We start from the raw sequence: 23,495 nt of genomic DNA, 5'->3' as shown, positions 1-23,495 counted from the left end.
CTACATCAGACCATCGACGGTCAGGGGCGAACGAGGACTTTGAGGGCTTCGCGATTGTCCATGGCCCGGTAACCGTCCGGGATGGCTTCCAAGCCGATCTCACGGTCGAATACCTTGCCGGGGTCGACACTGCCGTCGAGGACGCCCGGCAGCAGGATGTCGATATAGGCGCGGACCGGTGCGGGGCCGCCGGTGAGGGTGATGTTCGGGCCGAAGAGGGTGGTGAAACCTATTGGCCCATCGGCATATTGGGGCACGCCGACCCGGCTGATCACACCGCCGGGACGCACGATGCCCAGCGCCTGCGTGTACGCGGGCATATGCCCCACGGCCTCGATGACCACATGGGTGCCATCACCGCGAGTCAGCTCACGGACAGCGGCGATACCCTCTTCGCCACGCTCGGCCACCACCTCGGTGGCACCGAACTTCCGGCCCAGATCGGTCCGATCCTTATGCCGACCCATGAGGATGATCTGTTGCGCGCCAAGCTGTTTCGCCGATAGCACTGCCAGCAGACCGACAGCACCGTCACCGATCACGGTAACCGTGGTGTGCCCGTCGACTCGGCCCTTGACCGCGGCGTGGTATCCAGTGCCATACACATCGGATAATGTCAGCAGCGCCGGCAGCAGTGCCGAATCCTCTTCCACCGCAACGGAAACCAGCGTGCCATCCGCCAGCGGAACCCGCACGGCCTCGGCCTGCCCGCCGCCCACATCGCCCGCGTTCCAGAAGTCGCCGTGCCGGCACGAGGTCTGCAGACCCTCCCGGCAGAAATCGCAGGTGCCATCCGACCAGGCGAACGGGGCGATCACCAGATCACCCTTCTTCACGGTGCGCACGTCGTCGCCGATGTCCTCGACGACGCCGATGAATTCATGCCCCATCGAATCGCCCGCCGGATTCGGCCGCATCGAGTGATACGGGTGCAGATCCGACCCGCAGACGCAGGTGCGAACCACCCGCACCAGCGCGTCGGTGGAGTTCCGGATGGCGGGATCGGGAACGTCGATGACGCGAACGTCGCCGGGGCCGTACATGTAGGTCGCCCGCATGAGCGTCCTCCTGTCGTCTCGGACTGCTATCGGGTGTTGCCGGTCGGGACCGCGCGTATTCGTACTCGGTGACCTGCGGGGTTGCCTCGTCGTGTGGAGATTCCGGACAAAACGAGATAATTCTCAGCTACCGATCGACGTTACCGTTGAAGATCGCGGCAAACCTGATAACTCCACCAAGGAGTGGCGCGTCCCCGGATCGCATCGCGAAAGGCGGAGACATCGGGCATGTCGATCACCCACGTCATGAAGCTCACCGTGCACGCCTTCTGGACCTATGAGCAGGACGGTGTCCGGTTCGGGGAACTCCACACCGGAACCCTCGAACCCGCCGCCTCGTGACGTAATTAGGAAGCATCCTCGGACGATCGGCCCCGGGATGCTCCGATTGCCGCGAGATCGGTTGTGATGGCGGCACATTCGTGTTGCGGGTCGGGTAGCGAGCTCAGAGGAGGGCGGCCCAGATCGATGATCGTCGCCGAATATCGTTGGCCCGCTTCATCGGTTCCGGCTTGGCGTTGCCAGGCGGACAGGGCGGCGGTGAGGTGGGTGTGCGCGCGGGGGTAATTGCCGTCGGCCGTAGCGATGAGGCCGTGAATGCGGTCGACCCGGGCCTGCAGCATATCGGGGAAGTCTCCGGGGGTTATCGGCTCTTCGGCGGTTGCCGAGAGTTCGTCCGCCGCATCATCGAAACGGGTTGCGAGGGTTAGGGCTTCGGCTCGCCAGAGACGGGTGTGGGGCCGGCTGACCGGGGCGTGCAGCTCGAGCGCTCGGGCCAGATGGGCGGCGGCTCGGACGGGGTCGTTTCGAGCCAATGCGAGCAGCCCGCGATCGTGGCACGCCAGCCCTTCGAGGTCGGGCCGGCCGATCCGGTCGGCGAGGTCGGCTTCGAGACGACACGCGGTCTCGGCCTCATCGAACCGGCCGAGGCGGCGCAGGATGGTAGCGCGCGCGGAGTAGGTGTAAATCGTCAGGCGCAGTAGGCCATTGGGCTCCACCAGGGCGAGGCAGCGCTCGGCGAAATCGAGGGCGCGGTCGAAATCGCCGACACAGGCGGCGGCGCTGGTGGCATTGATCAGACAGGAGTAACCCATTTCCGGTCGACCGGAGCGGCCCGCCGCCGCAGCCGCGGCAATGAGGGGCGCGTAGCTGTCTTCGAACCGGCCCGCCCGCAGCAAAGCGTGTGCGCGAGCGACGCCTATGTCGTGAACGAGTAGATCGCTGGGGACGGTTCTGCCGAGCAGCCGTGTGAGCTCCAGCAGCAGTTCATTGCAGCGTGCCGGATCGCCGGCGACGGCTTCCGCCCACGCCAGTCCCGCGAGCGCCTCCAGCCGTGCCGCCGGATCGGCGACGGAGTCGCGGTCGAGCACATCCAAAGCGCTGCAATAGGATCGGCGCGATTCCCGGGGATGGCAGATACCGCCGCGGAGCCAGCGACCCCGGCGCAGCCAAGCCGAGATCAGCGCGCCATTGTCATCGGGCGCGGTCAATTCCAATGCGCGGGCGAAGGCCGCATCCGATTCCTCGAGGAGTCCGCGCCACGCCTGCACCTCGGCGATCTCGATGAACAATTCATGGTCGTAGGGGTCGATGGTGGTGGCTTCGTGCAGGAACCCGACCGCCTCGGGGAGCGCGGCCACCGCTCGGGCGGCCGCGGCGGCGCGGACCAGCTGGCCGACCGCGAGCGCGTCCCGTCCGGCCGCGCGCAGATGGTGGGCGATCTCGGCCGCTCGACTGCCGCCGTCCCGATGACCGGCGCGACGGCGCAGCAACTCGGCGAATTCGTCATGCAGTTGAGCGCGCAATGGATCGCGGAGGTCGCCGTACACCGCTTCGGCGAGCAGTGCGTGCCGAAAGCCGAGCAGACCATCACGGATCTGCAGCAGATCCGCGCCGAGCGCTTCGGTCTCGGCGCGTTCGGGTTCGGGCAGTCGCATTGCCAGCAGCTCCGCCCGCCCGATCTCCCGGCCCGCGACCGCGAGCAGTTCGACGAGTCTGCGCGCGGGCGGGCTGAGCCGATACAACGCGGCATGCACGGCTTCGGTGAGTCCGACGATGATGTCCGCGCCCCGCGCACAGGCCAACCCGGCCTCCACCGCGAGTAGCGGACTGCCGCCCGCCGCGGCGGTGATCTGTTCGACGGTCGAGGGCGGCAGCTCCGCCACCGATCGGATGAGATTGCGCATCCCGGTATCGGACAGCGGCGCGAGGTCCAGCACGAGCCGCAGCGCGCCGCAGGCCCGCAACGCACCCAAGGCGGCCTCCACATCAGGTCGCGACGGCTGACGGCGGCGGGTGAGCACCAGCAGCACCGGCATACGAGCGACCCGGCGGCCGACGTGGACGGCGAGTTCGAGACTGGACACATCGGTTCGATGCAGGTCGTCGAGCACGATCAGCAGCGGTCTGACGCGCGCGGCACGGGCGATCACAGTGACAACCGATTCGAACAGGCGTGACCGCTCCAGCCGCGGATCGACTGCGGGACGGGCGTTTTCGGAGACCGAGAGCAGTCGCGCGGATTCGTCGTCGGTGTCGTCGACCAATTCGGCCAGCACTTCCGACCACAGTGCGAAAGGGCGACCGACCTCGAGTGGACCCGCTGCGGCCGTAATCACCAGCGCACCAACGTGTTCCGCGTCCGACTGCAATTCGTCGCACAGCCGGGTCTTCCCGATGCCGCCCTCGCCGACGACCGCGACCACTGACCCGTGTCCATTGCGGGCCTCGTGCCAGTATTCCCGCAGCCGGGTAAGCTCGGAGTATCTATCGACCATGGGATGCGTTCGGACAGTGGATGTTTCGATCGGCCGGGAATCGTTGACCGGTATCGGTCCACGCAATTTCGACGCCAGCGTTTTGGTTTCCGGTGCCGGGACGCAATCCAACTCCACTCGCATCCGGCGCACCAGACTCGCGTAGACCTGCAAAGCCTCGTTGGTCTCGCCGCGCCCGGCCAGCAGTCGCATGACATCGCGGCAGGCGCCCTCGTCAAACGGTTCGAGTTCCAGAAGTCGTTGCGCGGCAACCAATGCCGCATCCGCCCGTCCCCGTGCTTCGGCCTGCCGGGTCTGTGCGCGCAACGCCAGCGCCAGCCGATGCTGATGTTCGGCGCGTTCCCGGTAGACCCACTCGTCGTCGAATCCGTCGAGCAACTCGCCGCGGCACAGCGCCACCGCCGCCTCCGATTGTCCCTCGCCGGCGAGTCGAACGAACTCGCGGACATCGACGGTGAGCGGCTTGCCCACCAGCGCCACACCCTCGGGATCGGTGATCAAATACCCCGGCCCGGCCTCCCCGAGCGAGACCCGCAAAGCCCAGAGCGCACTGCGCAAATTGGCCCGGGCGCTGGTATCGAGCACATCGGGCCACAGCAGGGCAGCCAGCCGGGACCGTGGATGACGACCCGGATGCAGAGCCAGCCAGGCCAGCAGCAACCGCGCCCGTCGACTGTTCGGCAACACGACCGGCCGACCGTCATTCTCGATCTCGAGTTCGCCCATCAAGCGAACCGTCAGCATGATCTCAACAGTCTAGGACGGAACCGCCACCACCAGCGGTTTGACGACAAATTAACGGCGGCGACGGATGCTTGGGGCCCACTGTCCCCAAGGAGAAAGTCATGAGTGCCCCCACCCTTTTCGATGCCGCCACCTTCCGCCGGGCAACCGCCGAGCGTGACGCGGCCACCCTGCTGAGCTTCTACACCGACGACGCCGAATTAGAAATCGTCGACCACGAAGCCCAGCCGAGCAGGCCCCGAACCCTGCACGGCCACAACGAAATCAGCGCCTACCTGGACGACGTCTGCGGCCGCGACATGACCCATATGGTCGACCATTTCGTCCTCGACGCCGACGGCGCCGCCTACTCCGAAGTCTGCGAATACCCCGACGGAACCGAAGTCCGCCACGTCGCCGTCCTCGACATCCGCGACGGCCGCATCGCCCACCAATCCGGCGTCCAAGCCTGGGACGAACTGACCGAGACCACCACGGGTGCCGCCGCGGAACGCAAAGACTTCGCCCGACCCGACGAAGTCCGCACCTTCGAACACGGCCGTGTAGAACTCCTCAACATCGGCGGCAGCACAATCGGCCGCTACACCCTCGAACCCGGCTGGCGCTGGTCCCTGCATGTGAAGCCGATAGTCGGCACCGACTGGTGCGAAGCCTCCCACTTCCAGTACCAAATCTCCGGCCACATGCACGTACTGATGGCCGACGGCACCAACTTCGAAGTAGGCCCCGGCCAAGTCAGCACCCTGCCCTCCGGCCACGATGCGTGGGTCATCGGCGACGAACCAGTCATCTCCGTAGATTGGTGGGGGGCAACCAATTACGCGAAATAGCCGGACATATGAGCGTCGAGCAGTCGCGCTCACGCACCGAAGTCGGCGCGGTGGTCGATGGCCCACCGCGCCGGCGTGCGTCCTGCCCCGCCGGTCACTGTGGTGGCCTTGAATCGGCTCACGTTCAGGGCAGTCGGTCGAGGAAACGGCGCACTCGCGCGGCTTCGTTGCTTCCGGTGGTCCGCAAGCGCAGCAGCTCGAAGTCGTAGCGGTGGCAGATCTCGTTTTTCAGCGCATCGCGGGTGAGCTGCGCCGGGTCCGCTTCATGGGCGGCGAAGCCGTCCACCTCGATGGCGCACATGTTCGTATTGGTGATCCGGTTGTAGAGGAGGAAGTCGAATGATGCTCGGCGCCGGATGAATTCGCGGTGTTGATCGTCGAGGCGGGCGAGATCGCGCGGGAACACATGTTGCAGGGAAACCTGGGGGTGAATCGCCAGGTGGCTGTAGCCGGGCTCGGTGAGTACCCCTTCCAGCATCGTGAGTGCGATGTCCTCCGAGGGGAATTCGGTACGCCCCCAACCGATTTTCGGGTGTGTGCGCTGCCGGCGCGCGCGGTCGGTGTACAGCAGGTCGAAGATGGACACCACATCGCTGTCGACGACGGCATTGTCGGGATCCCGGTATCGGATGTAGCCGATCAGATCGCGCAGATGCCGGCTCTTCGGCAGTTCGGAAGGGTGGGTGACCAGGACGAATAATCGCATCGCGCGGGAGACGGCCACATTGATCAATTTGGGATCGTCGGCAAACTCCAATGCCGCTCGGCCGCTGCGGGTGTCGTCCAGCACCGTGGTCATGACGACCGCGTCCTTTTCCCGCCCTTGGAATTTGTGCACGGTATCGGATTCGATGGAATCGATCAGGGCGTCGGTCACCTTGTCGGCCTGACGGCGGTACGGAGTGGTGACCCCGACCTCGTGCGGCGGGATATCGGCGGAGATCCACGGCAGGACCTCATTCTGGATTACGTCGATCTCGCGCTCGTTACTGCGGCCCTTCGACTTCGGGTCCTCGTTGCCGTGGATATTGCGCATGTGGTTGCCGGGGGCAGTCCGTACCACCGTCATCGGAGCGAACTTCGTCGCGCTGCGCGTATACGGAATCAGCTTGCCGGCGTAGAACTTTCGATTACAGAACTCGATGATGTCCGGATCGCATCGATAGTGTTCACGCAGCATCACCCGGGGCATCTGATCGCCGTAACGATCGATGATCGAGGACAGGACGCTGCGCCGGTAGTCGAAGACAGAATCGGGTGCCGCGGGCGCATCGGCGAGATCCTTTGTGACCGGCTGGAGTTGCTCCAGATCACCGACAACGATGAGGTTTCGCGCACACGCCAGCACCGGGGCCACCGTCACCAGATCCACCTGTGATGCTTCGTCGATGATCAGGTAGTCGAGCAGGGAGGAACGCCCGATGCTGTTCTGGAGCGAATGACAGGTGCTCAGGATGAGCGGGTAGTCGTGGGCGAACTGCGCGAACCGCTGCCGATACTGTTTCGTGTAGACGGTACGAGGCAGTGCGTCATATCTGGCACGCAATGCGTCCTCGAGCAACTGCCGGGACAGCCGCGCCTGGTCGGCCGAAAGCGCGTCGAATCGCTTGCCCGCCAACGCTTTACTCAGCTGCTCGATCTTCTGCGCGAGTTCAGCGATCTTCTTCTCGTAGTACAGGCGCTCGATCCGCAGCACGACATCGATATCGCCGGCATCGACCTTGCGAAGCGCCCGGTACTTGAAATAGCGGTTCACGATCTCGACCATGCGGCCCAAGCCGCCGTCGCGGCTCCAGCGCGGATCGGTGGCATCGATGAAATCGAGCAGCTTGCCCGCACTGTAGCGGCGCAACAGCGGTAGATCGTCGACATTCGGCACTTCACCGCGGTCGAAGAACGACTGAAAGTGCCTCTGCTCCAACTGATATCCGTGCAATTGATGCCGCAGCTCGGCGCGCAGGCGATCCTGCTTCTGCATCTCCGCGAGCCGCCGATTCACCTTGTCGAGCTCGTCGGCGGCATCCGGGACAGGTGCCGAACCGGCGCGCAACATCGTATCGACCACGGCGTTGCGTGACCCTTGCCCGGCGAAGAACTCGTCCCGCTTGTCGGCGTTTCCGAGATTGGCCGCCACCATCCCGAAGCCTTCCTTGCTCAGCTTCTCGAAAACGTTGTCGACAGCGGAGTTGCTGAACGACACCACACCAACCGTCGCGCCGGGGCGGCAGATCACCGACGCGATGATATTGAGAATCGTCTGCGTCTTCCCCGTCCCGGGCGGGCCGTCGATTACCGAAATCGGGTATCGCAGCGCATTGAGCACCGCGTCGCTCTGGCTGATGTTGGTGCGAAACGGATACACCGGCAGCGGCATCTCATCGTCCGGCCTGGACTCGATCGGGGTCTGCTCGAGGATGCGGGTCAACGCGCTTTCGGCGTGAATGAAGTTCAGGCTCTGATGGTTTCGCAGTAGGACACCGGAATCGCCGGTCAGTTTCTCTGCGACAGTGCGCCAGTAGGTCAGCACATCCCGGGAGCCGGGGGTGACGGGGGCATTCGGCAGCACCGCGACCCGATCCGCGCTGTAGGCGTTCCAACGGCCCGCGCCGGTCAGCACATGCCACCACGATCCGACCTCAGGCGGGCCGGTGAACAGGTACGCCTCCGTCGCTTCCTTCTCGGATCCGTCGACGAACAGCCGCACATTCGACCCCAGCGGCACCGGCGCGGGCCGCTCCAGGATCGTCACCCGATCCCATCCGAACGGGTAGTCCCTGGCCCCGCCGAACCCCACCCGAACCCGCTCCGGTCCAGGTTCGAAGACGCTGATCTCCAGAGTCTTGTCCTCCGGAACCCGGTCCTCTCTCCGGCGGATGACGACCGCCATAACCCGTGGATCGAGCATTGCATCCCCCTCGCTGCCGCTCCGATGAAGTCTACCGTCCGAGCATTTCTACGTGTTCCGGTGCGGCACTGTGCTTTTGGAACAGAACGACGAAGGCCCGGTTCCTGAGGAACCGGGCCTTCGCAGTGCGAAATCATCTACCGACTAAGGGTTGTAGATTTCGACGTAGGCATTGGTGGCCAATGCGAAGACCCCGGGACCCATTCCCCTGCAACCCGCGGATATGCGCTCGCCCGACGGCGTGAAGGGATAGCTGAGCACCTTGTACGGGCCGATGGCGTACATCGGGAACGGTCCACTGGCGTAGAGGCCGACACAGTCGAGATGAAGCACATAATTGGAGCCGCCATCGGGCCCGCACACCGCGGACGCGTCGAACGCTCCTCTGGTCACAGTGCAGTCCTGCGGCGCAGCCTGCGCGCTACCCGACCCGACAACCGCCGCGAAGCTCAATCCCGAAATGCTCACGGCCGCAATCCCTGCGGCGAAACGCAATGTCCTTCTCATGAAACCCCTCAGTTCGAGTCGCTGTTATCGAGATCGGATGGACCAACACTAGGAATCGATTCGCCCCGAAAGCTATCGGGCGGATGCCCCCATCTTGCTGTGGGTTGACGCCTGCGGCGCGAGTTGACACGCGGCCGGCAAACGCCCGAGATGCAGAAGAGTGGAGAGCGTGCGGCCGTCCACCGCAGCTGATCGACCCGAGTTCGCCCGCGCGACGGCCCCCAAGATTGTCGGGCAGCGACACCGGCCCACGCACCTCGACCGCTTCCTACACATCCAGCAGGTCCCTCCGATACTCCGACAACTGCATCGACGCCTACGCCGCGGCCCGTTGGCGCCACGTCGATCCGGCCATGACCCAGCGGCGCTGGATGGCTCGCGGATGGGGCACACTTGGGAAGATCCGCAAACGCAAAAGGCCGGTCCTCTACGAGGAACCGGCCTTCACCTGCTTGTGGACCTGATGCGAAGTCATTCGAACCAGGCACCCGCACAGTCGCGCTTGGAGCGGCAAGACACGCGCATTGCCAGCGGCAGAAAGCGCATACATTTAGCGGCAAGAAACGCACAACTTGTGCTGTAATCATGCAGTGACCTCCTCGTTCTCCTCTTCTCCTATTGGAAAGATCCTCCCCCGCCATGCTCATTCGGCGGTACACGAGGCGCTGGCCGACACCCGTGTCGTCCTGGTCAATGGCGCCCGTCAGTGCGGCAAGAGCACGCTGGTCTCTCGGATCGGCGGGGAGATTGGAGCCACCTGGCGAAGTCTCGATCGGCCGGAGACTCGACAGGCTGCCGTTTACGATCCGACGCAGTTCGTCGCCAACGATGCCCCGTTGGTGATTGATGAGGTGCAGCGAGTGCCGGAGTTGCTCCTGGCAATCAAAGAGACTGTGGACGCCGACGGGCGACCGGGGCGATTCCTACTGACCGGGTCGGCGCATGTCATGGCACTGCGCAGTGTGCCGGATGCACTCCCGGGGCGTATCGAAACGATCGAGCTCTGGCCGCTGTCGCAAGGTGAAATCGATGGAGCACCGGACCGCTTCATCGATACCGCCTTCGAGAAGGGACCTGGGTTGCACTACACGTCGACCGAGGATCGCGACGGCTACATCGAACGGATATCCCGGGGCGGGTTCCCCGAAGCTGTTGCGCGAGTAGGTAAACGGCGTTCTCGATTCTTCTCCTCCTATGTCGCCGACCTGATCAACAGGGACGTGATGCAACTATCCGAGATCGCCCGCACGACGGAGATGTTCGCATTGACCAACCTTGTCGCTGCGAGATCCGGCCAGCTACTGGTGCCGGGCTCACTCGGCAATGAGCTCGGAGTGCCCCGTGACACGGTCGCCCGATATCTCCGCCTTCTGGAGGAAGTCTTTCTGATCAAGCGGATCCCCGCCTGGTCGCGAAATTTGACGACCAGAGCGGTGGCAACCTCAAAGGTGATCATGGTGGATTCCGGTATCGCCACACATCTGTGCGGCGCGGACGCCCGCACCTTGCGCGCGGTCAACGGACCCCTCGGACCGCTGCTGGAGGGATTCGTGACGTCCGAACTCGCCCGCCAGCTCACCTGGTCCGACCAGGAGATCCGACTGTTCCACTACCGCACACGGGACAACGTCGAAGTGGCCATCATCCTCGAGAACAATCGGCGAGAGGTGATCGCCATCGAGGTCAAGGCCGCGGCCACAGTGAAGGGCGACGACTTCCGCGGCCTCCGCCATCTGGCCGACCGATTAGGCGACGACCTCATTGCCGGATACGTGCTGTACACCGGCACTGAAACTCTCCCATTCGGCCCGAAGTTCCGAGCTGTGCCCGTGGCCGCGCTGTGGAACAGCCGCCCATAATGGACGGTTCCACGGCACACGCGATGCTTCCTCGAACCGAATTCGCTTGTGGAACAAAAAAGTAGCGCCCAGGTCAATGACCTGGGCGCTACTACTGGGTGGAGCTAAGGGGAATCGAACCCCTGACCTTCTCGATGCGAACGAGACGCGCTACCAACTGCGCTATAGCCCCAGCCGCTGACCGTTACCGGCCTGCGGTGGGAAACTTTAGCAGGTGGGGTGGGGTGTCGACGAATCGGCTGGTTGGGGCTCGTTTCTGATTAGGATCGCGGGGGTGGATATGAGCGCGCATACGGAGTTGGTGGCGGACTGGGAGGGGCGGGTGCGGGCGATGTTGGCGGGGTCGGTTCAGCCGGGGCTGGCGCGCGCGGGGGTGCGGGTGTTGGGGGCGGGGATGGATAGCGTTGCGGTGTCGGTGACCGATGCGGTGGGGGAGTACATCGTGCGGATGCCGAAGGGGGAGGACGGGGTGGAGTCGATCGCGCGGGAGGCGCGGTTGTTGCCGGAGTTGGGTGCGGCGGTTTCGATACCGATTCCGCGGTATGAGTTCACGGCGCCGAATCCGCTCGGGCCCGGGGAGTGCTGTGTGTATCCGGCGGTGCCGGGTGAATCGCTGACGGATGAGGATTGGTACGAGCGGGGGCTGCTCGAGCAGGCGGACACCGTGCGGACCGTCGCTCGATTCCTGGACGAGGTGCACGCCTTTCCGGCGGCGCGGGCGCTCGAACTGGGGGTCGAGTTGCGGGACATGCGTACGGAATTCGCGGAGGATCTGGATTCGGTTCTGGCGCAGGTGATTCCGGTACTTCCTTCGGACGCGGGGCGGCGACTCGTGGAAGTGTGGGAGGGGTATCTCGGCGAGGACACCAACTTCGATTATTCGCTGGTGCTTATTCACGCCGACGTGAGTCTGGATCACCTACTCATCAGCGGAGAGCGGATCACCGGCATCATCGACTTCGGTGATGTGCAGATCGGTGATCCCGACTACGACCTGTGTTACCTCTGGCCGGACGCCGGCCCGGAATTCGTTCGGCGCGTACAGGATTGCCGCGGACTGCCGCTCGATGAACGGTTGACACGGAAACTCGATTTCTGGGTCTGCTCGGACTCGGCCATCGACATATTGCATGCCGTCGAACACGACCTGCCGGAATTCCTGGACGAGAGCGTGCAACGGGTATGCGAGGCGCTGAAGCGGTTCGATCAGACCGGTTCGGTATAGGACTCGAGCACTCGCATGAATAGATCGACGCGGTAATCCCGCACGGCCGCGCTCTCCGGTTCGAGTAGGCATTGCGCCAGGGTGCCGTCGTGCACCGCGATCAGAGCGCGGCCCAGCCCCACCGGATCGGGAACCGTGCGGCCCACGCGCGCCAGCAGCCGCTGCAGTACGGGGGTGAGCGCCGCGCTGATCGCCTCCTCGCGCGCCACCATCATCCGGCGCAGTGGCGGGTTCCGCAGTGCGTGCGCGGTGAACTCGGACGTGATGCGAAACCACTTGTCGTCCACCGGAACCGCGCTCAACACGAACTCCACGGCCTCCCGCTGATTCGGAATCGCCACATCGCTCTCCAGCACCGTCGACACCTGCGCAAGCATGGCCGCCGACCGCTGCTCCCACATGGCCAGGAACAACTCCTCCAGCGAGGTGAAGTTCGAATAGAACGCTCCGCGCGTGAACCTGGCCCGCTCACAGATCTGTTCGATCGTGCACCGCCCCAGCCCGTCCTCCGCGAACGCCTCGAACGCCGCATCCAACAGCCGTGCCCGCGTCTGTGCCCGCCGCCGCTTCATCGGCTGCGTGGTCTCGGCGCTCTCCGAAGCGCTATCGGCCCTGCTCACGCCCCGCATCGTAGCCGGTCACCCGACTCCGGCCGCAGTGGCCGCAGCGCGAAGGACCGCCTCGAGCATGGCAGGTGTTAAACGGCCGGTGAAGGTGTTCTGCTGGCTGGGGTGGTAGGAGCCGAACAGGTGTAGGGGGGAGCGGCCCGGGAGGGCGGGAGTCAGTTCGTAGTGGGCGGCGTGGGTGAAGTGGGGTTTGGGTTTCGGTATGGCCCAGCCGGATTCGGCGAGGGTGGGGAGTAGGGCCTGCCAGCCCCAGCCGCCCAGGACGACTATCGAGCGGAGGGTGGGGGAGAGCAGGTCCAGTTCGGTGCGAAGCCAGTGGCGGCAGGTGTCGCGTTCGGTGGGGGTGGGTTTGTTGTCGGGTGGGGCGCAGTGCACGGGGGCGGTGAAACGGGAGTTGATGAGGCGCAGGCCATCTCCGGTGTTGGTGCTGGTCGGCTGGTTGGCCAGGCCGGCCGCGTACATGCAGGCGATCAGCACATCGCCGGTCCGGTCTCCGGTGAACATTCGTCCGGTTCTATTGCCGCCGTGCGCGGCCGGGGCCAGACCCACGATCAACACCCGGGCATCGTCGGGGCCGAAGCCGGGAACCGGTTTCCCCCAGTAATTTTCGTCACGAAACGCGGCCCGCTTCTCATGGGCGACCTGTTCCCGCCAGGCGACCAGTCGCGGGCACGCTCTACACCCCGTGAGCTGCGCATCCAGCTCAGCAATTGTGCGGCACACAAGGGTGATTCAACCGTATCCGGGGCACGACCGGGGCGCGTCGGTGCGGCGTGGCGGCGCCGCATACAGTGCCCCGGTAGCCGACTGTTTGCGACAGGAAGGGAACCGGCCCAGTGAGTGATCTCGTCGAGCTCGGCAACGCGGTCGGGACGGCCCAGAAAATCGGAAACATGGTGGGGGTGTTCGCATTCGGCGTCTCGGGTGCGCTGCTCGCGGTGCGCCGCAACTTCGATGTGGTCGGCATCGCGGTACTGGCCATCTGCACCGCCACCGGTGGCGGCATCATGCGAGATCTGATCATCGGCCAGACGCCCCCGACGGCCTTCGTTCATCTGAGTTACGCGGGCGTGGCGCTGCTGGCAGCGACCGTCATCTTCTTCTGGCATCCGCCCAATCGCGTGATCCGCACGCCGCTGCTGCTCGCGGACGGTGTCGGCCTCGGGATCTTCTGCGTCACCGGCACGGTTACCGCGTTCCAGCACGGGCTTTCGGCCACCTCGGCGGCGGCGCTCGGCGTGGTGACGGCGGTCGGCGGCGGCGTGGTCCGGGATGTGCTCGCCGGAATCACACCGAGCGTGCTGAGTGACGGCGAACTCTATGCGGTACCAGCGTTATTGGGCTCGGCGGCGACGGCCGCGCTGCTGTATCACGGCCAATACACCTACTGGACGGGCGGTTTGGCGGGTGCGGGTGCGGTGGCCCTCCGCTTCCTGGCCCTGTGGCGGCATTGGCGCGCACCTCTGGCCCGATCGCACCGCCGCAGAGATCAGACTTAGCCAATCCTCAGTCGTGTTGCCCGAGCACGTCTAGCTTGGTTGATAGCATGGCGAAGGTTGGCCAGCGGGCTGTGCATCGCACCCAGAGAGAGTTCCTACCAATGCAGTTTGAGATCGTCGAGCGGGACGAGACCTGGGTCGCCGGGCTGCCGGTACGCAGCCCCAAACGCGCTCTCGGAGAGCTCCGCGACCATGATCTGGAGTTGGCCTGGGCCGCCGTCCTGCATCAGGAACTCGGCGGACCGCTCGCCTCGGCCTATACCGATTTCTCGGCCGACCTCGGCACCTACAACACCCAGATCGTCGGCTACCGGTGCGAGTCTTTCGACGAGGTCACCCGCGGTCATGTCGTGGCCCGGCTACCTCGCGGAACATACGCCAGGTTCTCCTCGGTCGGCACCTTTCCACAGGTGATGACCGACCTGTGGACGCAGATCGCGTACGCGGAGGAGCACAACCAGATAAGGCGCACGCACAGCGGCGACTTCGAGTGCTATCCACACGCCTACAAGATCGAGCTGTACCTGGCGGTCGAGGCCTCATGACCTATTCGATTGTGGTGCGCCCGGGCGGCGTCTATGGCGGTCTCGTGGTGCCGCGGGTGCGGCCCAGCTTCAAGGTCTCCAACAGCGAGTTGATCGAGTTCCTGCGCGACCGGCTGCGTGATCGCGGCGATGACAGGCCGCTGGCCACGGTGTACGTGCCCGATCCGGCGGGCAATTACAACGTGCTGGTCTCCTACGAGTACCCCTCGCCCTATGACGCCCCGATCGGTGATGTGCTGATCCGGGTGCCCAAGGGGGTGTATGCCCGCTTCCAGCCGAATGGGGACTATCACGATCCCGCGGAGGATGTGTGGGCGCAGGTGGACGATGCGACCGCTTCGGCGGAGATCACCCGCGCGTACCGCGAGGAGATCGAGATCTGGTCCGGACCGTCGGAACTCGAGCTTTTCATCTCCATCCTCGTGTGATAGCTGAGTGTTAACTAAATGAGAACCAACCAGTCTTGTGGTTGTCTTTCATGACTGATAGCAATGGTTTGACCAGGGCGAATTTCCGCACTTCCATTCGGGTTTCGGGGGATTTGCCGGACGCCTGGACAATTTCTCACGGCTGGCGGATACTCCCCTAGGTGCCTGTACCGGGCGCGGTTGATACATGACCGTAACGGACGGGGGCTCGGTAGTCGCGCGGAAGCCCGCGCAGCAACGGAGTAGGAACTGTATGGCTGTGGAAGTAGTCGCAGTCGTCCCGTCGGATTCAGCTGATGAGGACTTACTGCGATTCCAGGATGCGTCGTCGGGGTGCACCTTCTGGGTCGGCACACCGGAGGGGCACCCGGGCCTCTGGCGGCGGAACATCATGGGTGCGTTACGCGCTTATCGGCGCTACGGCGTGGATCCCGCTCTGGAATACGACAAGACGGTGGACGGGCGCTCGAGTGCGCTCTTCGTGGCCGCCATCGATGCCTTCGGCGATGTGGTGGCGGGCCTGCGTGTGCAGGGCCTCTATACCCATGTCGACGAGGTCAACGCGCTGCGCGCCTGGGCGGGTCGACCGGGTGAATCGGCCCTGCGTAAGCGGGTCGCGGACCGGATACCCGAGGGTGTCGTGGAGGTGAAGGCGGTATGGGCCGATCGTGGCCTGGACCGGGCGCAACGCCGGGCGCTGGGCGCGGCACTGGATCGCAGTGTGGTCCATGTGACCACGCTGCTCGGTGCGCGCTACGGCTTCGTCACCGCCGGTGAGCATGCCGCCGAGGGTTATCGCACCAGCGGTGCGCGCTCGGATTGGTGGATTCCGGCCGTGCCGTACCCGGATGAGCGCTACCGGACCATCCCGCTCTGGTGGGATATGCGGACCTACCGATCGGTCGCGGCGGAGACGCAGCTGGCCTTGATCGATGCGGAACAGATGGCACTCGCGGGCGGCGACAGTATGCTGCCGGCCGAACTGACCACCACCGGAGGACTCGGCTGACAATGAATTCCGACAATATTGCGGCCGCGGAATATCGACCGCTGTTTCTCGATGAATCCGATCCGGAGGATGCGCGCCGGATTTCCGAATTGCGCGCGGAAGATGGTATCAAATTCACCGATCTGCGGGATTTGCTGCGCGCCGAATTCAATGATCTGGTAGCCCCTCCGGAATTGTCCGAGAGCCCGGAACTCGATCGCTGGATTTATTATCCGTGGCGTAAAGCGGCGGTCGCATTGCCGGGTCCGGAATTGCTGCGGACTGTTCGGCTGGACCGGAACCGCAACAAACTCACGCGCGTCGAGCAAGAGAAGCTGACAAAACAGACAATCGGGGTGGTCGGGCAGAGTGTCGGCCACGCCATCGCGCACACCCTCGCCATGGAGGGGATCTGCGGCCGGATAAAGCTGGCCGACTTCGACACCATCGAGCTGGCCAACCTCAATCGGATTCCCGGCTCGCTCTTCGATATCGGCGTCAACAAGGCCGTCGTCACCGCCCGCCGGATTGCCGAGATCGACCCCTACCTACCGGTGGAGATCTTCAACGCCGGTCTCACCGACGACAACGTCGACGACTTCTTCGCGGACCTTACCCTGGTGGTCGAGGAGTGCGACTCGCTCGATATCAAACTGGCGGTGCGCGAGGCCGCCAAGAAGTACGGCATCCCACTGCTCATGGAGACCAGCGATCGCGGCCTGCTCGATATCGAGCGCTACGACCTGGAACCGGACCGGGAGCCCTTCCACGGCCTACTAGGCGGGGCCACACGCGCCGACCTACGCGGCCTCACCACTCGTGAGAAGGCGCCCTACGTGGTCCGAATCCTGGACGCGCACGGCCTTTCCGATCGTTTCGCCGCCAGCCTGGTGGAGATCGATCAGACCCTGGACAGCTGGCCGCAGCTCGCCGGTGACGTGCAACTGGGCGGTGCCACCGTGGCCGCCGCGGTGCGCCGCATCGGCCTCGGCGGTGAACTGCGGTCCGGCCGCACCCGCGTCGATCTGACCGCCTGCCTGGACGCGGTCCTGGAACCCGATCCGGTCGAGGAACTGAAGTGGCCCGCCGACCCAGCGGTCGCGCCGCGGCTCAGCACCGAGGCGCAGGCCGTCCTGGCCGCCGCGCAGGCGGCTCCCTCCGGCGGCAATGTGCAGCCCTGGTCGCTGCGCGAGGAGAACTCCGCCGTCGTCATCGAGCTGGATGTGCGGCGCAGTTCGGGGATGGATATCGGCTACCGCGGTAGCGCGGTGGCCGTCGGCGCGGCGCTGTACAACGCGCGCGCCGCCGCGGCCGCGTACGGGGTGCTCGGCGAGGCCGACCTCTACACCGGCGGCCCCGGACGGCATAAGCGCGTCGCACCACTGACTGCCGTTCTGCAGCTGAGTGATTGGAGCGAGCCGGAATTGGCCCGCGACTACACCGATCTGCTCGAGCGTGTCACCAATCGCAATTTCGGCACCGGTGAGCGCATCGACCCGGACGTGCTCGAAGACCTGTCCACCACCGCGGCCAAGGCGGGCGGCGGTCTGCGCTGGGTTACCGACACCGACGATCTGGAGACCGCCGCGACCCTGCTGGCCGCCTCCGATCAGGCCCGCTATCTGACCCCGGTGCTGCACGCGGAGATGTTCTCCGAACTGCGCTGGCCCACCGATGATCTGCGCGCCGGCCTGGATCTGCGCACCATGGAGCTGGCCCCGGACGAGCTGGCCAAGCTGGAGATCGGTGGCCGCGCCGATGTGATGGACCGAATTCGGGAGTGGGACGGCGGCGTCGCGCTCGGCGAGTACACCCGGGACCGAGTGCTCTCCGCTTCGGCCGTGGTAGCGGTGACCTTCCCCGCCCCACCGGTCGGTGACCCGGAGGAATTGGCCGCCTATGCCCGTGGCGGGGAAACCCTGCAGCGGGTGTGGATCGCGGCGCAGCGGCACGGTCTCGCGGTGCAGCCGGTATCCCCGGTCTTCTTGTATGCCCGACAGACCGGTGATCTGAACACGGTTTCCGCGGAGTTCGCCGATACACTAACGTCACTTCAAGGCCGTTTCCTGGACCTGTTGGGAGTGCCCGAGCACGAGACCGTGGCGTTGGTACTTCGCCTGAGCTATGCGGCGGAGGTCACGGCGAGGAGCCGGCGGCTTCCGATACCGGGTGCGGGAACTCGCTGATGGGATCGGAGACAAGGTGCCTCGGCAGACGCTCGACTCACTGGTAACCCAGGTTGCCTCCGAGTTGATGGGTGTCGACGCCACCACGATGGTGGCGGCGAGTGAGCGCGTGCTGTCCTGGCTCGTCGACCACTTCGATGTTGACTTCAGCTATCTACGGCACACCGATCGGGAGCGGCGCGCCTCCGTGCTGATCGCGGAGTGGCCGCGCCGCGTGGTCACCATCACGCCGGATCCGCTGCGGGTCACCTACTTCGATCGCGCGGATTCGGTCTTCGCCAAGCTGGAGAACTCCACCGAACCGCTCATCGTGCGCCCGATTCCGGAGCACGCGGATTATCAGCACACGATTCACCTGTCCTCCGGGATTCCGACGGTGTCCATGGCTGCGGTGCCGCTGGTATCGCGCGGGGAGTCGACCGGGGTACTCGGCTTCGTCAAAGAGGGCGACCGGGAGTGGAGTACCCGGGAATTGAACGTGCTCAAGGCGATTGCCGCATTGTTCGCCCAGCTGCAGGCGCGGGTGGTGGCCGAGGAGCGGTTGCGCTATATCGCCATGCACGACGATCTGACCGGGCTGGCGAATCGCCGTGCGCTGCTCGAACATATGGAGGAGCGGCTGCGGGCGGGCAGTCCCGGACCGGTGGCGGCGTTCTTCCTGGATCTGGATCGGCTCAAGGCGCTCAATGATTTCCTCGGGCATACCGCCGGGGACAATTTCATTCGGACGCTGGCGACCCGGTTGCGTGATCACCTCGATCCGAACGATGTGATCGCCCGGCTCGGCGGCGACGAGTTCGTCATCATCCCGGCCAAGCCGATGGATGCCGGCGCGGCCGATCTCGAGGCCACCCGGATTCAGCAGCTCATCGCGCGGCGGGTCACCGTCGGCGGGGAGACGGTCAGTCGTGGCGCGAGTGTCGGTGTGGCGGTGGGTATTCCGGGGGAGACCACGGTCGCCGATGTGCTACGCCGGGCCGATCACGCGCTGCTGTCGGCGAAGTCGAGCGGCGGCAATGGTGTCGCGGTGTTCACCGATGCCATGCGCGCGCAGTTCGAACTGCAGGACGATGTCGAGTTGAATCTGCGCGGTGCGGTCTCGGATGGTTCACTGCTGCTGCACTATCAGCCGGAAGTGGATCTGCGTACCGGCCGGGTGGTGGCCCTCGAGGCTCTGGTCCGCTGGCAGCATCCGACGCGTGGATTACTACCGCCCGGCGCCTTCGTAGGCGTCGCGGAGGCCACCAATCTGGCGGGTGAGCTGGGGCGCTGGGTGATTCGCTCGGCGTGTGAGCAGTTCGCGCAGTGGCGCAGGCGCGGGCTGGCCTCCAGTGTGGTGATTCGGATCAATGTGTCTCCGGTGCAGTTGGTGAGCCTGGATTTCGTGGAGACCATGGAGGGGATTCTGCGCCGTTTCGGCATCGACGGTTCGTCGGTGTGCCTGGAGATCACCGAGCATGTGGTGGTGCAGGATCTGGCGCGCACGCAGGTGACATTGCGCGGGCTCAAGCGCATGGGCGTGCAGATCGCCATCGATGATTTCGGTACCGGCTACTCGTCGCTGTCGCATCTGAAGGCGCTGCCGGTCGACGCGGTGAAGATCGACCGGGGTTTCGTACAGCGCCTGGGCGCCAGTGCCGATGATCTCGCGATTGTGAAATCCATTGTGGGACTGGCCGGTTCGTTCGGTCTCGGGGTGGTGGGTGAGGGCGTGGAGACGACCGTCGCGGCCCGCACGCTGGTGGCGCTGGGTTGTTATCGCGCACAAGGATTCCTGATCGCACGTCCCATGCCCGCCGAAGAGGTGGAGACGCATCTGGCCGCCGGGCGGATAGCCCTCGACCTGGACCTACCCGGAACCGGCCGGTCTGTCACCCCATAGAAGTATGGGGCTGATTGGGGGGTTGCATTGCTCGCGATGGAGTTTGACCGCGTAGTAGGTTCGGTGGACAAATGGGGCAATCAAAGGGATGTGGACCGGCGTGCGAACCTTCAGCAGTAGGAAGACTCTGATCACCGGAGCCGCCAGCGGTATCGGGCGCGCCACCGCGCTGGCCGCGGCCCGCAGAGGCGCGCGACTGGTGCTCACCGATGTGAACTCCGATGGACTCGATTCGGCGGTCGCCGAGATCCGCGCCGCAGGTGGGGTCGTCGAATACGCGCAGGCCATGGATGTCAGCGATTACGACGCCGTCACCGCCTTCGCCGTCAAGGTGCATGATCAGGTCGGCACGCTCGACGTGGTGATGAATGTGGCCGGGGTGTCGACCTGGGGGACCGTCGAGAACCTCGAGCACAAGCATTGGAAGCGCATGGTGGATGTGAACCTCATGGGTCCCATTCACATCATCGAGAATTTCATGCCGCCGATGATCGAGGCCGGGCGCGGTGGTGCGCTGGTGAATGTCTCCTCGGCGGCCGGGCTGATGGCGTTCCCGTGGCATGCGGCCTACAGCGCCAGCAAGTTCGGGTTGCGCGGAGTCTCCGAGGTACTGCGGTTCGATCTGGAGCGGCATAAGATCGCGGTGCATCTGGTGGTGCCGGGGGCGGTGGATACGCCGCTGGTGCAGACCGTGGATGTGGTCGGCGTGGATCGTGACGATCCGCGAATCCAGGCGTGGATCAAGCGATTCCGGCGGCATGCCAAAAAGCCGGATGAGGTGGCGGAGTCGATCCTGCAGGGGGTCGAGAAGGGTCGCTACCTGATTCACACCCAGTTCGATATCCGCTTCGGTTACTGGTGGGTGCGTAAGTTCGCGTGGCCGTACGAGTTCGCCATGCGTCGCGCCAATGACCTGTTCACGACCTTCCTGCCGCGTGAACCGCTGCGGTCGGCCGCGAAGCCCGAGCTCGCCGTCCCGGAGATCACTGCCGTCGAGGTGGAGGCCGTGGTGCCGGAGGCGGAGCTCAGGACGTCTCGGCCAGAGGCGTAGCGCAGCCGGTTTCGGATTTGGCGCAGCCTTCGACGGCGTGCACGTCCAGGACGCGTGCGCCGGGGCCCTCGTCGCCGAGGTGGTCGTGCGCGTTCACGATTTTGCAGGTGCCCAGGGACAGGCAGCCGCAGCCGATGCATCCGGTCAGGCTGTCGCGCAGGCGAATCAGTTGTTCGATGCGTTCGTCCAGATCGGTTCGCCAGGCGGTGGAGAGCGCCTCCCAGTCGCGGCGGGTGGGGTTGCGGCCGTCGGGCAGGTTGTCCAGGGCTTGCCGGATCTCGCCGAGTGGAATTCCGACACGCTGTGAGATGCGGATGAAGGCCACTCGGCGCAGGGTTTCCCGGGGGTAGCGGCGCTGGTTGCCGCTGGTTCGGCGGGCTGTGATCAAGCCCTCACGCTCGTAGAAATGCAAGGCGGACACCGAAACTCCGGCACGTTGTGCCAGCTGGCCGGGTGTGAGTTCCTTCGCCTGCCAGGACGCGGTCTGCATACCTGAAGGTTACTCGAGGTTTTTCCCGGGCGCGAATTGCATGCCATCTCCGCTGCGGGGAACTACCGTCAGGATATGGGAATCAAGGCTGCGCCACCGGCGCGACCGTTCTCCGTTACCTCGGAAGTCGGCGCATTGCGCACGGTGCTGCTGCATCGCCCGGGTGACGAACTGCGCCGGCTCACTCCGCGCAACAATGACCAACTGCTTTTCGACGCCATCCCGTGGGTGGAGCGGGCGCAGCAGGAGCACGACCTCTTCGCCGGAGTGTTGCGCGAGCGCGGGGTGGAGGTGTTGCTGTTGGCCGATCTGCTCACCGAAACCATCGGGGTGAGCGGGGCCGCGCGGATACAGGGCATTTCCGGGGCGGTGGACGCGCGGCGGCTCGGGCACGCGCTCGCCGATGAACTGGCGGCCTATCTGCGCACGGTGCCCGCCGCGGATTTGGCGCAGATTCTCATGGCGGGCATGACCTTCGACGAATTGCCGTTCGGGCCGGACTACACCTCGCTGGTGGTGCGCATGCATCACGGGCACGATTTCGTCATCGATCCGCTGCCGAATCTGCTGTTCACCAGGGATTCGTCGTTCTGGGTGGGTTCGCGGGTGGCGATCACCTCGCTGGCCTTGCCCGCGCGGGCGCGCGAGACCTCGCTGACCGATCTCATCTACGCCTTCCATCCCCGGTTCCTCGGGGTGCGGCGGGCGTACGAATCGCATACCGCGCCCATCGAGGGCGGCGATGTGCTGTTGCTGGCCAAGGGTGTGGTGGCGGTCGGTGTCGGTGAGCGCACCACCCCGGCGGGCGCGGAAGCGTTGGCGCGCAGCCTGTTCGAGGATGATCTGGCGCATACCGTGCTGGCGGTGCCGATCGCGCAGAATCGCGCCACCATGCATCTGGACACGGTCTGCACCATGGTCGACGTCGATGCCATGGTGATGTACCCGAATATGCAGGATTCGCTGTGCGCGTTCACTATTCACAAAGAAGTGGACGGGACGGTGACCATGCTGGGTCCGGATCCGTTCCTGCCCGCGGCGGCCAAGGCCATGGGCATCGGTGAGCTGCGGGTGATAGATACCGGACTGGACGGTGTCGCCGCCGAGCGGGAACAGTGGGATGACGGCAACAACACCCTCGCGCTCGCGCCCGGTGTGGTCGTCGCCTACGAACGCAATGAGATGACCAATGCGCGGCTCGTCGACGCCGGAATCGAGGTGCTACCCATCCCCGGTTCCGAATTGGGTTCCGGCCGAGGCGGTCCGCGCTGCCTGTCCTGTCCGCTGTCGCGTGACGAGGTGTGAAAAGCCATGCTCGACATCCCGGTCGACCACCACTCGGCGGTGCCGCCCTACGAACAGCTCCGGCAGGGCATAGTGGCGCGCGTGCGCTCCGGTGAACTCGCCGCCGGAACCAAGATCCCCACCGTCCGAGCCCTCGCCGCCCAACTCAGACTCGCCCCCAACACGGTCGCCCGCGCCTACCGCGAACTGGAACAGGACGGCGTCCTCGAAACCCGCGGCCGCCTGGGCTCTTTCATCGCCTCCTCCGGCGACCCCACCCGAGACCTGGCCGGCCGCGCGGCCACGGAATACGTCGCGGTGATCCGCCGGCTGGGCCTCGATGATGACGCGGCCGTGCGCTACCTGCGCGCCGCACTGGGCGAAGTTCGCTCCTGAATTCGGTCGGCGCTGGGTGTGTGGTGCCGACGGTCGCGCGTCAGCGTGATTCGGTCAGGGCTGTGTGCGGTGCCGCCATCGCGCGCGTCAGCGTGACTCGGTCGGGGCGAATCCAGTCCGCGCCCTGGGGGTTTGGGGCGCGACCGAGCGCAATGTCAGCGCCCGTCCTTTTTGGGGGTTTGGGGGCGAAGCCCCCAAGACCTCGCGTCAGCGTC

19 protein-coding genes, 1 tRNA gene and 1 pseudogene are annotated in these 23,495 nt (G+C 65.3%); 13 read left to right on the top strand and 8 right to left on the bottom strand.

Translation table 11 applies throughout. The features are described from left to right. Nucleotides 1-20: 20 nt before the first annotated feature. On the bottom strand, nt 21-1,058 hold the full coding sequence (locus GFY24_RS05150) for a zinc-binding dehydrogenase (RefSeq protein ID WP_153803811.1): 1,038 nt from the start codon (nt 1,056-1,058) through the stop codon (nt 21-23). Nucleotides 1,059-1,405: 347 nt separating this feature from the next. Then, entirely contained in the window at nt 1,406-4,579 is a 3,174-nt protein-coding gene (locus tag GFY24_RS05145; protein ID WP_153803810.1) for an AAA family ATPase, read from the bottom strand. A 101-nt stretch (nt 4,580-4,680) separates the two neighbouring features. Here GFY24_RS05145 and GFY24_RS41660 point away from each other — a divergent pair. Further along, nucleotides 4,681-4,998 (top strand): annotated as a pseudogene (locus tag GFY24_RS41660) (nuclear transport factor 2 family protein); the annotation flags it as partial. A gap of 39 nt (nt 4,999-5,037) precedes the next feature. Then, nucleotides 5,038-5,409 carry a cupin domain-containing protein gene (locus tag GFY24_RS41655; protein WP_228566053.1) on the top strand — a complete coding sequence of 124 codons (372 nt, stop codon included), beginning with the start codon at nt 5,038-5,040 and terminating at the stop codon, nt 5,407-5,409. Nucleotides 5,410-5,533: 124 nt separating this feature from the next. On the opposite strand, the gene GFY24_RS05135 is transcribed toward GFY24_RS41655, so the two are convergent. Both GFY24_RS05135 and GFY24_RS05130 read right to left on the bottom strand, forming a co-directional pair. Then, the gene (locus tag GFY24_RS05135; protein WP_153803808.1) at nt 5,534-8,314 is read right to left on the bottom strand and encodes an AAA domain-containing protein; all 2,781 of its coding nucleotides are present in this window, start codon (nt 8,312-8,314) and stop codon (nt 5,534-5,536) included. Between the two features lie 144 nt (nt 8,315-8,458). Further along, nucleotides 8,459-8,782 carry a hypothetical protein gene (locus tag GFY24_RS05130; protein ID WP_309230476.1) on the bottom strand — a complete coding sequence of 108 codons (324 nt, stop codon included), beginning with the start codon at nt 8,780-8,782 and terminating at the stop codon, nt 8,459-8,461. Between the two features lie 629 nt (nt 8,783-9,411). Here GFY24_RS05130 and GFY24_RS05125 point away from each other — a divergent pair. Then, nucleotides 9,412-10,680 carry an ATP-binding protein gene (locus GFY24_RS05125; protein ID WP_309230475.1) on the top strand — a complete coding sequence of 423 codons (1,269 nt, stop codon included), beginning with the start codon at nt 9,412-9,414 and terminating at the stop codon, nt 10,678-10,680. 99 nt (nt 10,681-10,779) lie between these two features. On the opposite strand, the gene GFY24_RS05120 is transcribed toward GFY24_RS05125, so the two are convergent. Then, a tRNA-Ala gene (locus GFY24_RS05120) sits at nt 10,780-10,852 on the bottom strand. A 108-nt stretch (nt 10,853-10,960) separates the two neighbouring features. Between GFY24_RS05120 and GFY24_RS05115 the strand changes: the two genes are divergently transcribed. Further along, nucleotides 10,961-11,905, top strand: coding sequence for a phosphotransferase family protein (locus GFY24_RS05115; RefSeq protein WP_153803805.1), 945 nt, complete (start codon nt 10,961-10,963; stop codon nt 11,903-11,905). Here GFY24_RS05115 and GFY24_RS05110 read toward each other — a convergent pair. Beyond that, nucleotides 11,887-12,477: a TetR/AcrR family transcriptional regulator gene (locus GFY24_RS05110; protein WP_153804175.1), complete on the bottom strand. Its 591-nt coding sequence runs from the start codon at nt 12,475-12,477 to the stop codon at nt 11,887-11,889. The genes GFY24_RS05115 and GFY24_RS05110 overlap by 19 nt on opposite strands. A gap of 66 nt (nt 12,478-12,543) precedes the next feature. Further along, nucleotides 12,544-13,254: a uracil-DNA glycosylase gene (locus GFY24_RS05105; protein ID WP_309230474.1), complete on the bottom strand. Its 711-nt coding sequence runs from the start codon at nt 13,252-13,254 to the stop codon at nt 12,544-12,546. Between the two features lie 170 nt (nt 13,255-13,424). Between GFY24_RS05105 and GFY24_RS05100 the strand changes: the two genes are divergently transcribed. The 7 genes from GFY24_RS05100 (at nt 13,425) to GFY24_RS05070 (ending at nt 21,110) form a co-directional block, all read left to right on the top strand. After that, nucleotides 13,425-14,030, top strand: a complete 606-nt coding sequence (locus GFY24_RS05100; RefSeq protein ID WP_153804173.1) for a TRIC cation channel family protein — start codon at nt 13,425-13,427, stop codon at nt 14,028-14,030. Nucleotides 14,031-14,131: 101 nt separating this feature from the next. Beyond that, nucleotides 14,132-14,575, top strand: a complete 444-nt coding sequence (locus GFY24_RS05095) for a GyrI-like domain-containing protein (RefSeq protein ID WP_153803804.1) — start codon at nt 14,132-14,134, stop codon at nt 14,573-14,575. After that, nucleotides 14,572-15,003 (top strand): effector binding domain-containing protein, encoded by a 432-nt coding sequence (locus GFY24_RS05090; protein ID WP_153803803.1) that lies wholly within the window; start codon nt 14,572-14,574, stop codon nt 15,001-15,003. Before GFY24_RS05095 ends, GFY24_RS05090 begins: the two co-directional genes overlap by 4 nt. Before the next feature lie 253 nt (nt 15,004-15,256). After that, a complete protein-coding gene (locus GFY24_RS05085) occupies nt 15,257-16,012 on the top strand; it encodes a hypothetical protein (protein WP_194852746.1) in 756 nt (251 codons plus the stop codon). Nucleotides 16,013-16,014: 2 nt separating this feature from the next. Further along, a complete protein-coding gene (locus tag GFY24_RS05080; RefSeq protein WP_153803802.1) occupies nt 16,015-18,177 on the top strand; it encodes an Rv1355c family protein in 2,163 nt (720 codons plus the stop codon). A gap of 16 nt (nt 18,178-18,193) precedes the next feature. Next, nucleotides 18,194-20,059 carry a sensor domain-containing phosphodiesterase gene (locus GFY24_RS05075; RefSeq protein ID WP_309230472.1) on the top strand — a complete coding sequence of 622 codons (1,866 nt, stop codon included), beginning with the start codon at nt 18,194-18,196 and terminating at the stop codon, nt 20,057-20,059. A gap of 88 nt (nt 20,060-20,147) precedes the next feature. Beyond that, nucleotides 20,148-21,110, top strand: coding sequence for an SDR family oxidoreductase (locus GFY24_RS05070; RefSeq protein ID WP_153803800.1), 963 nt, complete (start codon nt 20,148-20,150; stop codon nt 21,108-21,110). Here GFY24_RS05070 and soxR read toward each other — a convergent pair. Continuing rightward, a complete protein-coding gene (gene soxR / locus GFY24_RS05065; protein WP_153803799.1) occupies nt 21,085-21,600 on the bottom strand; it encodes a redox-sensitive transcriptional activator SoxR in 516 nt (171 codons plus the stop codon). The two genes, GFY24_RS05070 and soxR, sit on opposite strands and share 26 nt — an antisense overlap. A gap of 75 nt (nt 21,601-21,675) precedes the next feature. Between soxR and arcA the strand changes: the two genes are divergently transcribed. Then, nucleotides 21,676-22,905 (top strand): arginine deiminase, encoded by a 1,230-nt coding sequence (gene arcA, locus GFY24_RS05060; RefSeq protein ID WP_153803798.1) that lies wholly within the window; start codon nt 21,676-21,678, stop codon nt 22,903-22,905. A 6-nt stretch (nt 22,906-22,911) separates the two neighbouring features. After that, the gene (locus GFY24_RS05055) at nt 22,912-23,280 is read left to right on the top strand and encodes a GntR family transcriptional regulator (protein WP_153803797.1); all 369 of its coding nucleotides are present in this window, start codon (nt 22,912-22,914) and stop codon (nt 23,278-23,280) included. The last annotated feature ends 215 nt before the right edge of the window (nt 23,281-23,495 follow it).

It is taken from the genome of Nocardia sp. SYP-A9097 (assembly GCF_009649815.1).
Lineage (GTDB): Bacteria > Actinomycetota > Actinomycetes > Mycobacteriales > Mycobacteriaceae > Nocardia.
The sequence above is the reverse complement of the archived record's forward strand: the minus strand, read 5'-3'. Positions and strand labels throughout refer to the sequence as shown.

What these genes read in the sequence shown, in the direction of transcription:
- GFY24_RS05085 (WP_194852746.1), top strand. Translation starts at nt 15,257, where the DNA reads ATGGCTGTGGAAGTAGTCGCAGTCGTCCCGTCGGATTCAGCTGATGAG.
- GFY24_RS05055 (WP_153803797.1), top strand. Translation starts at nt 22,912, where the DNA reads ATGCTCGACATCCCGGTCGACCACCACTCGGCGGTGCCGCCCTACGAA.
- GFY24_RS05090 (WP_153803803.1), top strand. Translation starts at nt 14,572, where the DNA reads ATGACCTATTCGATTGTGGTGCGCCCGGGCGGCGTCTATGGCGGTCTC.
- GFY24_RS05145 (WP_153803810.1), bottom strand. Translation starts at nt 4,579, where the DNA reads ATGCTGACGGTTCGCTTGATGGGCGAACTCGAGATCGAGAATGACGGT.
- GFY24_RS05150 (WP_153803811.1), bottom strand. Translation starts at nt 1,058, where the DNA reads ATGCGGGCGACCTACATGTACGGCCCCGGCGACGTTCGCGTCATCGAC.
- GFY24_RS05135 (WP_153803808.1), bottom strand. Translation starts at nt 8,314, where the DNA reads ATGCTCGATCCACGGGTTATGGCGGTCGTCATCCGCCGGAGAGAGGAC.
- arcA (WP_153803798.1), top strand. Translation starts at nt 21,676, where the DNA reads ATGGGAATCAAGGCTGCGCCACCGGCGCGACCGTTCTCCGTTACCTCG.
- GFY24_RS05070 (WP_153803800.1), top strand. Translation starts at nt 20,148, where the DNA reads ATGTGGACCGGCGTGCGAACCTTCAGCAGTAGGAAGACTCTGATCACC.
- GFY24_RS05100 (WP_153804173.1), top strand. Translation starts at nt 13,425, where the DNA reads ATGGTGGGGGTGTTCGCATTCGGCGTCTCGGGTGCGCTGCTCGCGGTG.
- GFY24_RS05080 (WP_153803802.1), top strand. Translation starts at nt 16,015, where the DNA reads ATGAATTCCGACAATATTGCGGCCGCGGAATATCGACCGCTGTTTCTC.
- GFY24_RS05110 (WP_153804175.1), bottom strand. Translation starts at nt 12,477, where the DNA reads ATGAAGCGGCGGCGGGCACAGACGCGGGCACGGCTGTTGGATGCGGCG.
- GFY24_RS05095 (WP_153803804.1), top strand. Translation starts at nt 14,132, where the DNA reads ATGCAGTTTGAGATCGTCGAGCGGGACGAGACCTGGGTCGCCGGGCTG.
- GFY24_RS05115 (WP_153803805.1), top strand. Translation starts at nt 10,961, where the DNA reads ATGAGCGCGCATACGGAGTTGGTGGCGGACTGGGAGGGGCGGGTGCGG.
- soxR (WP_153803799.1), bottom strand. Translation starts at nt 21,600, where the DNA reads ATGCAGACCGCGTCCTGGCAGGCGAAGGAACTCACACCCGGCCAGCTG.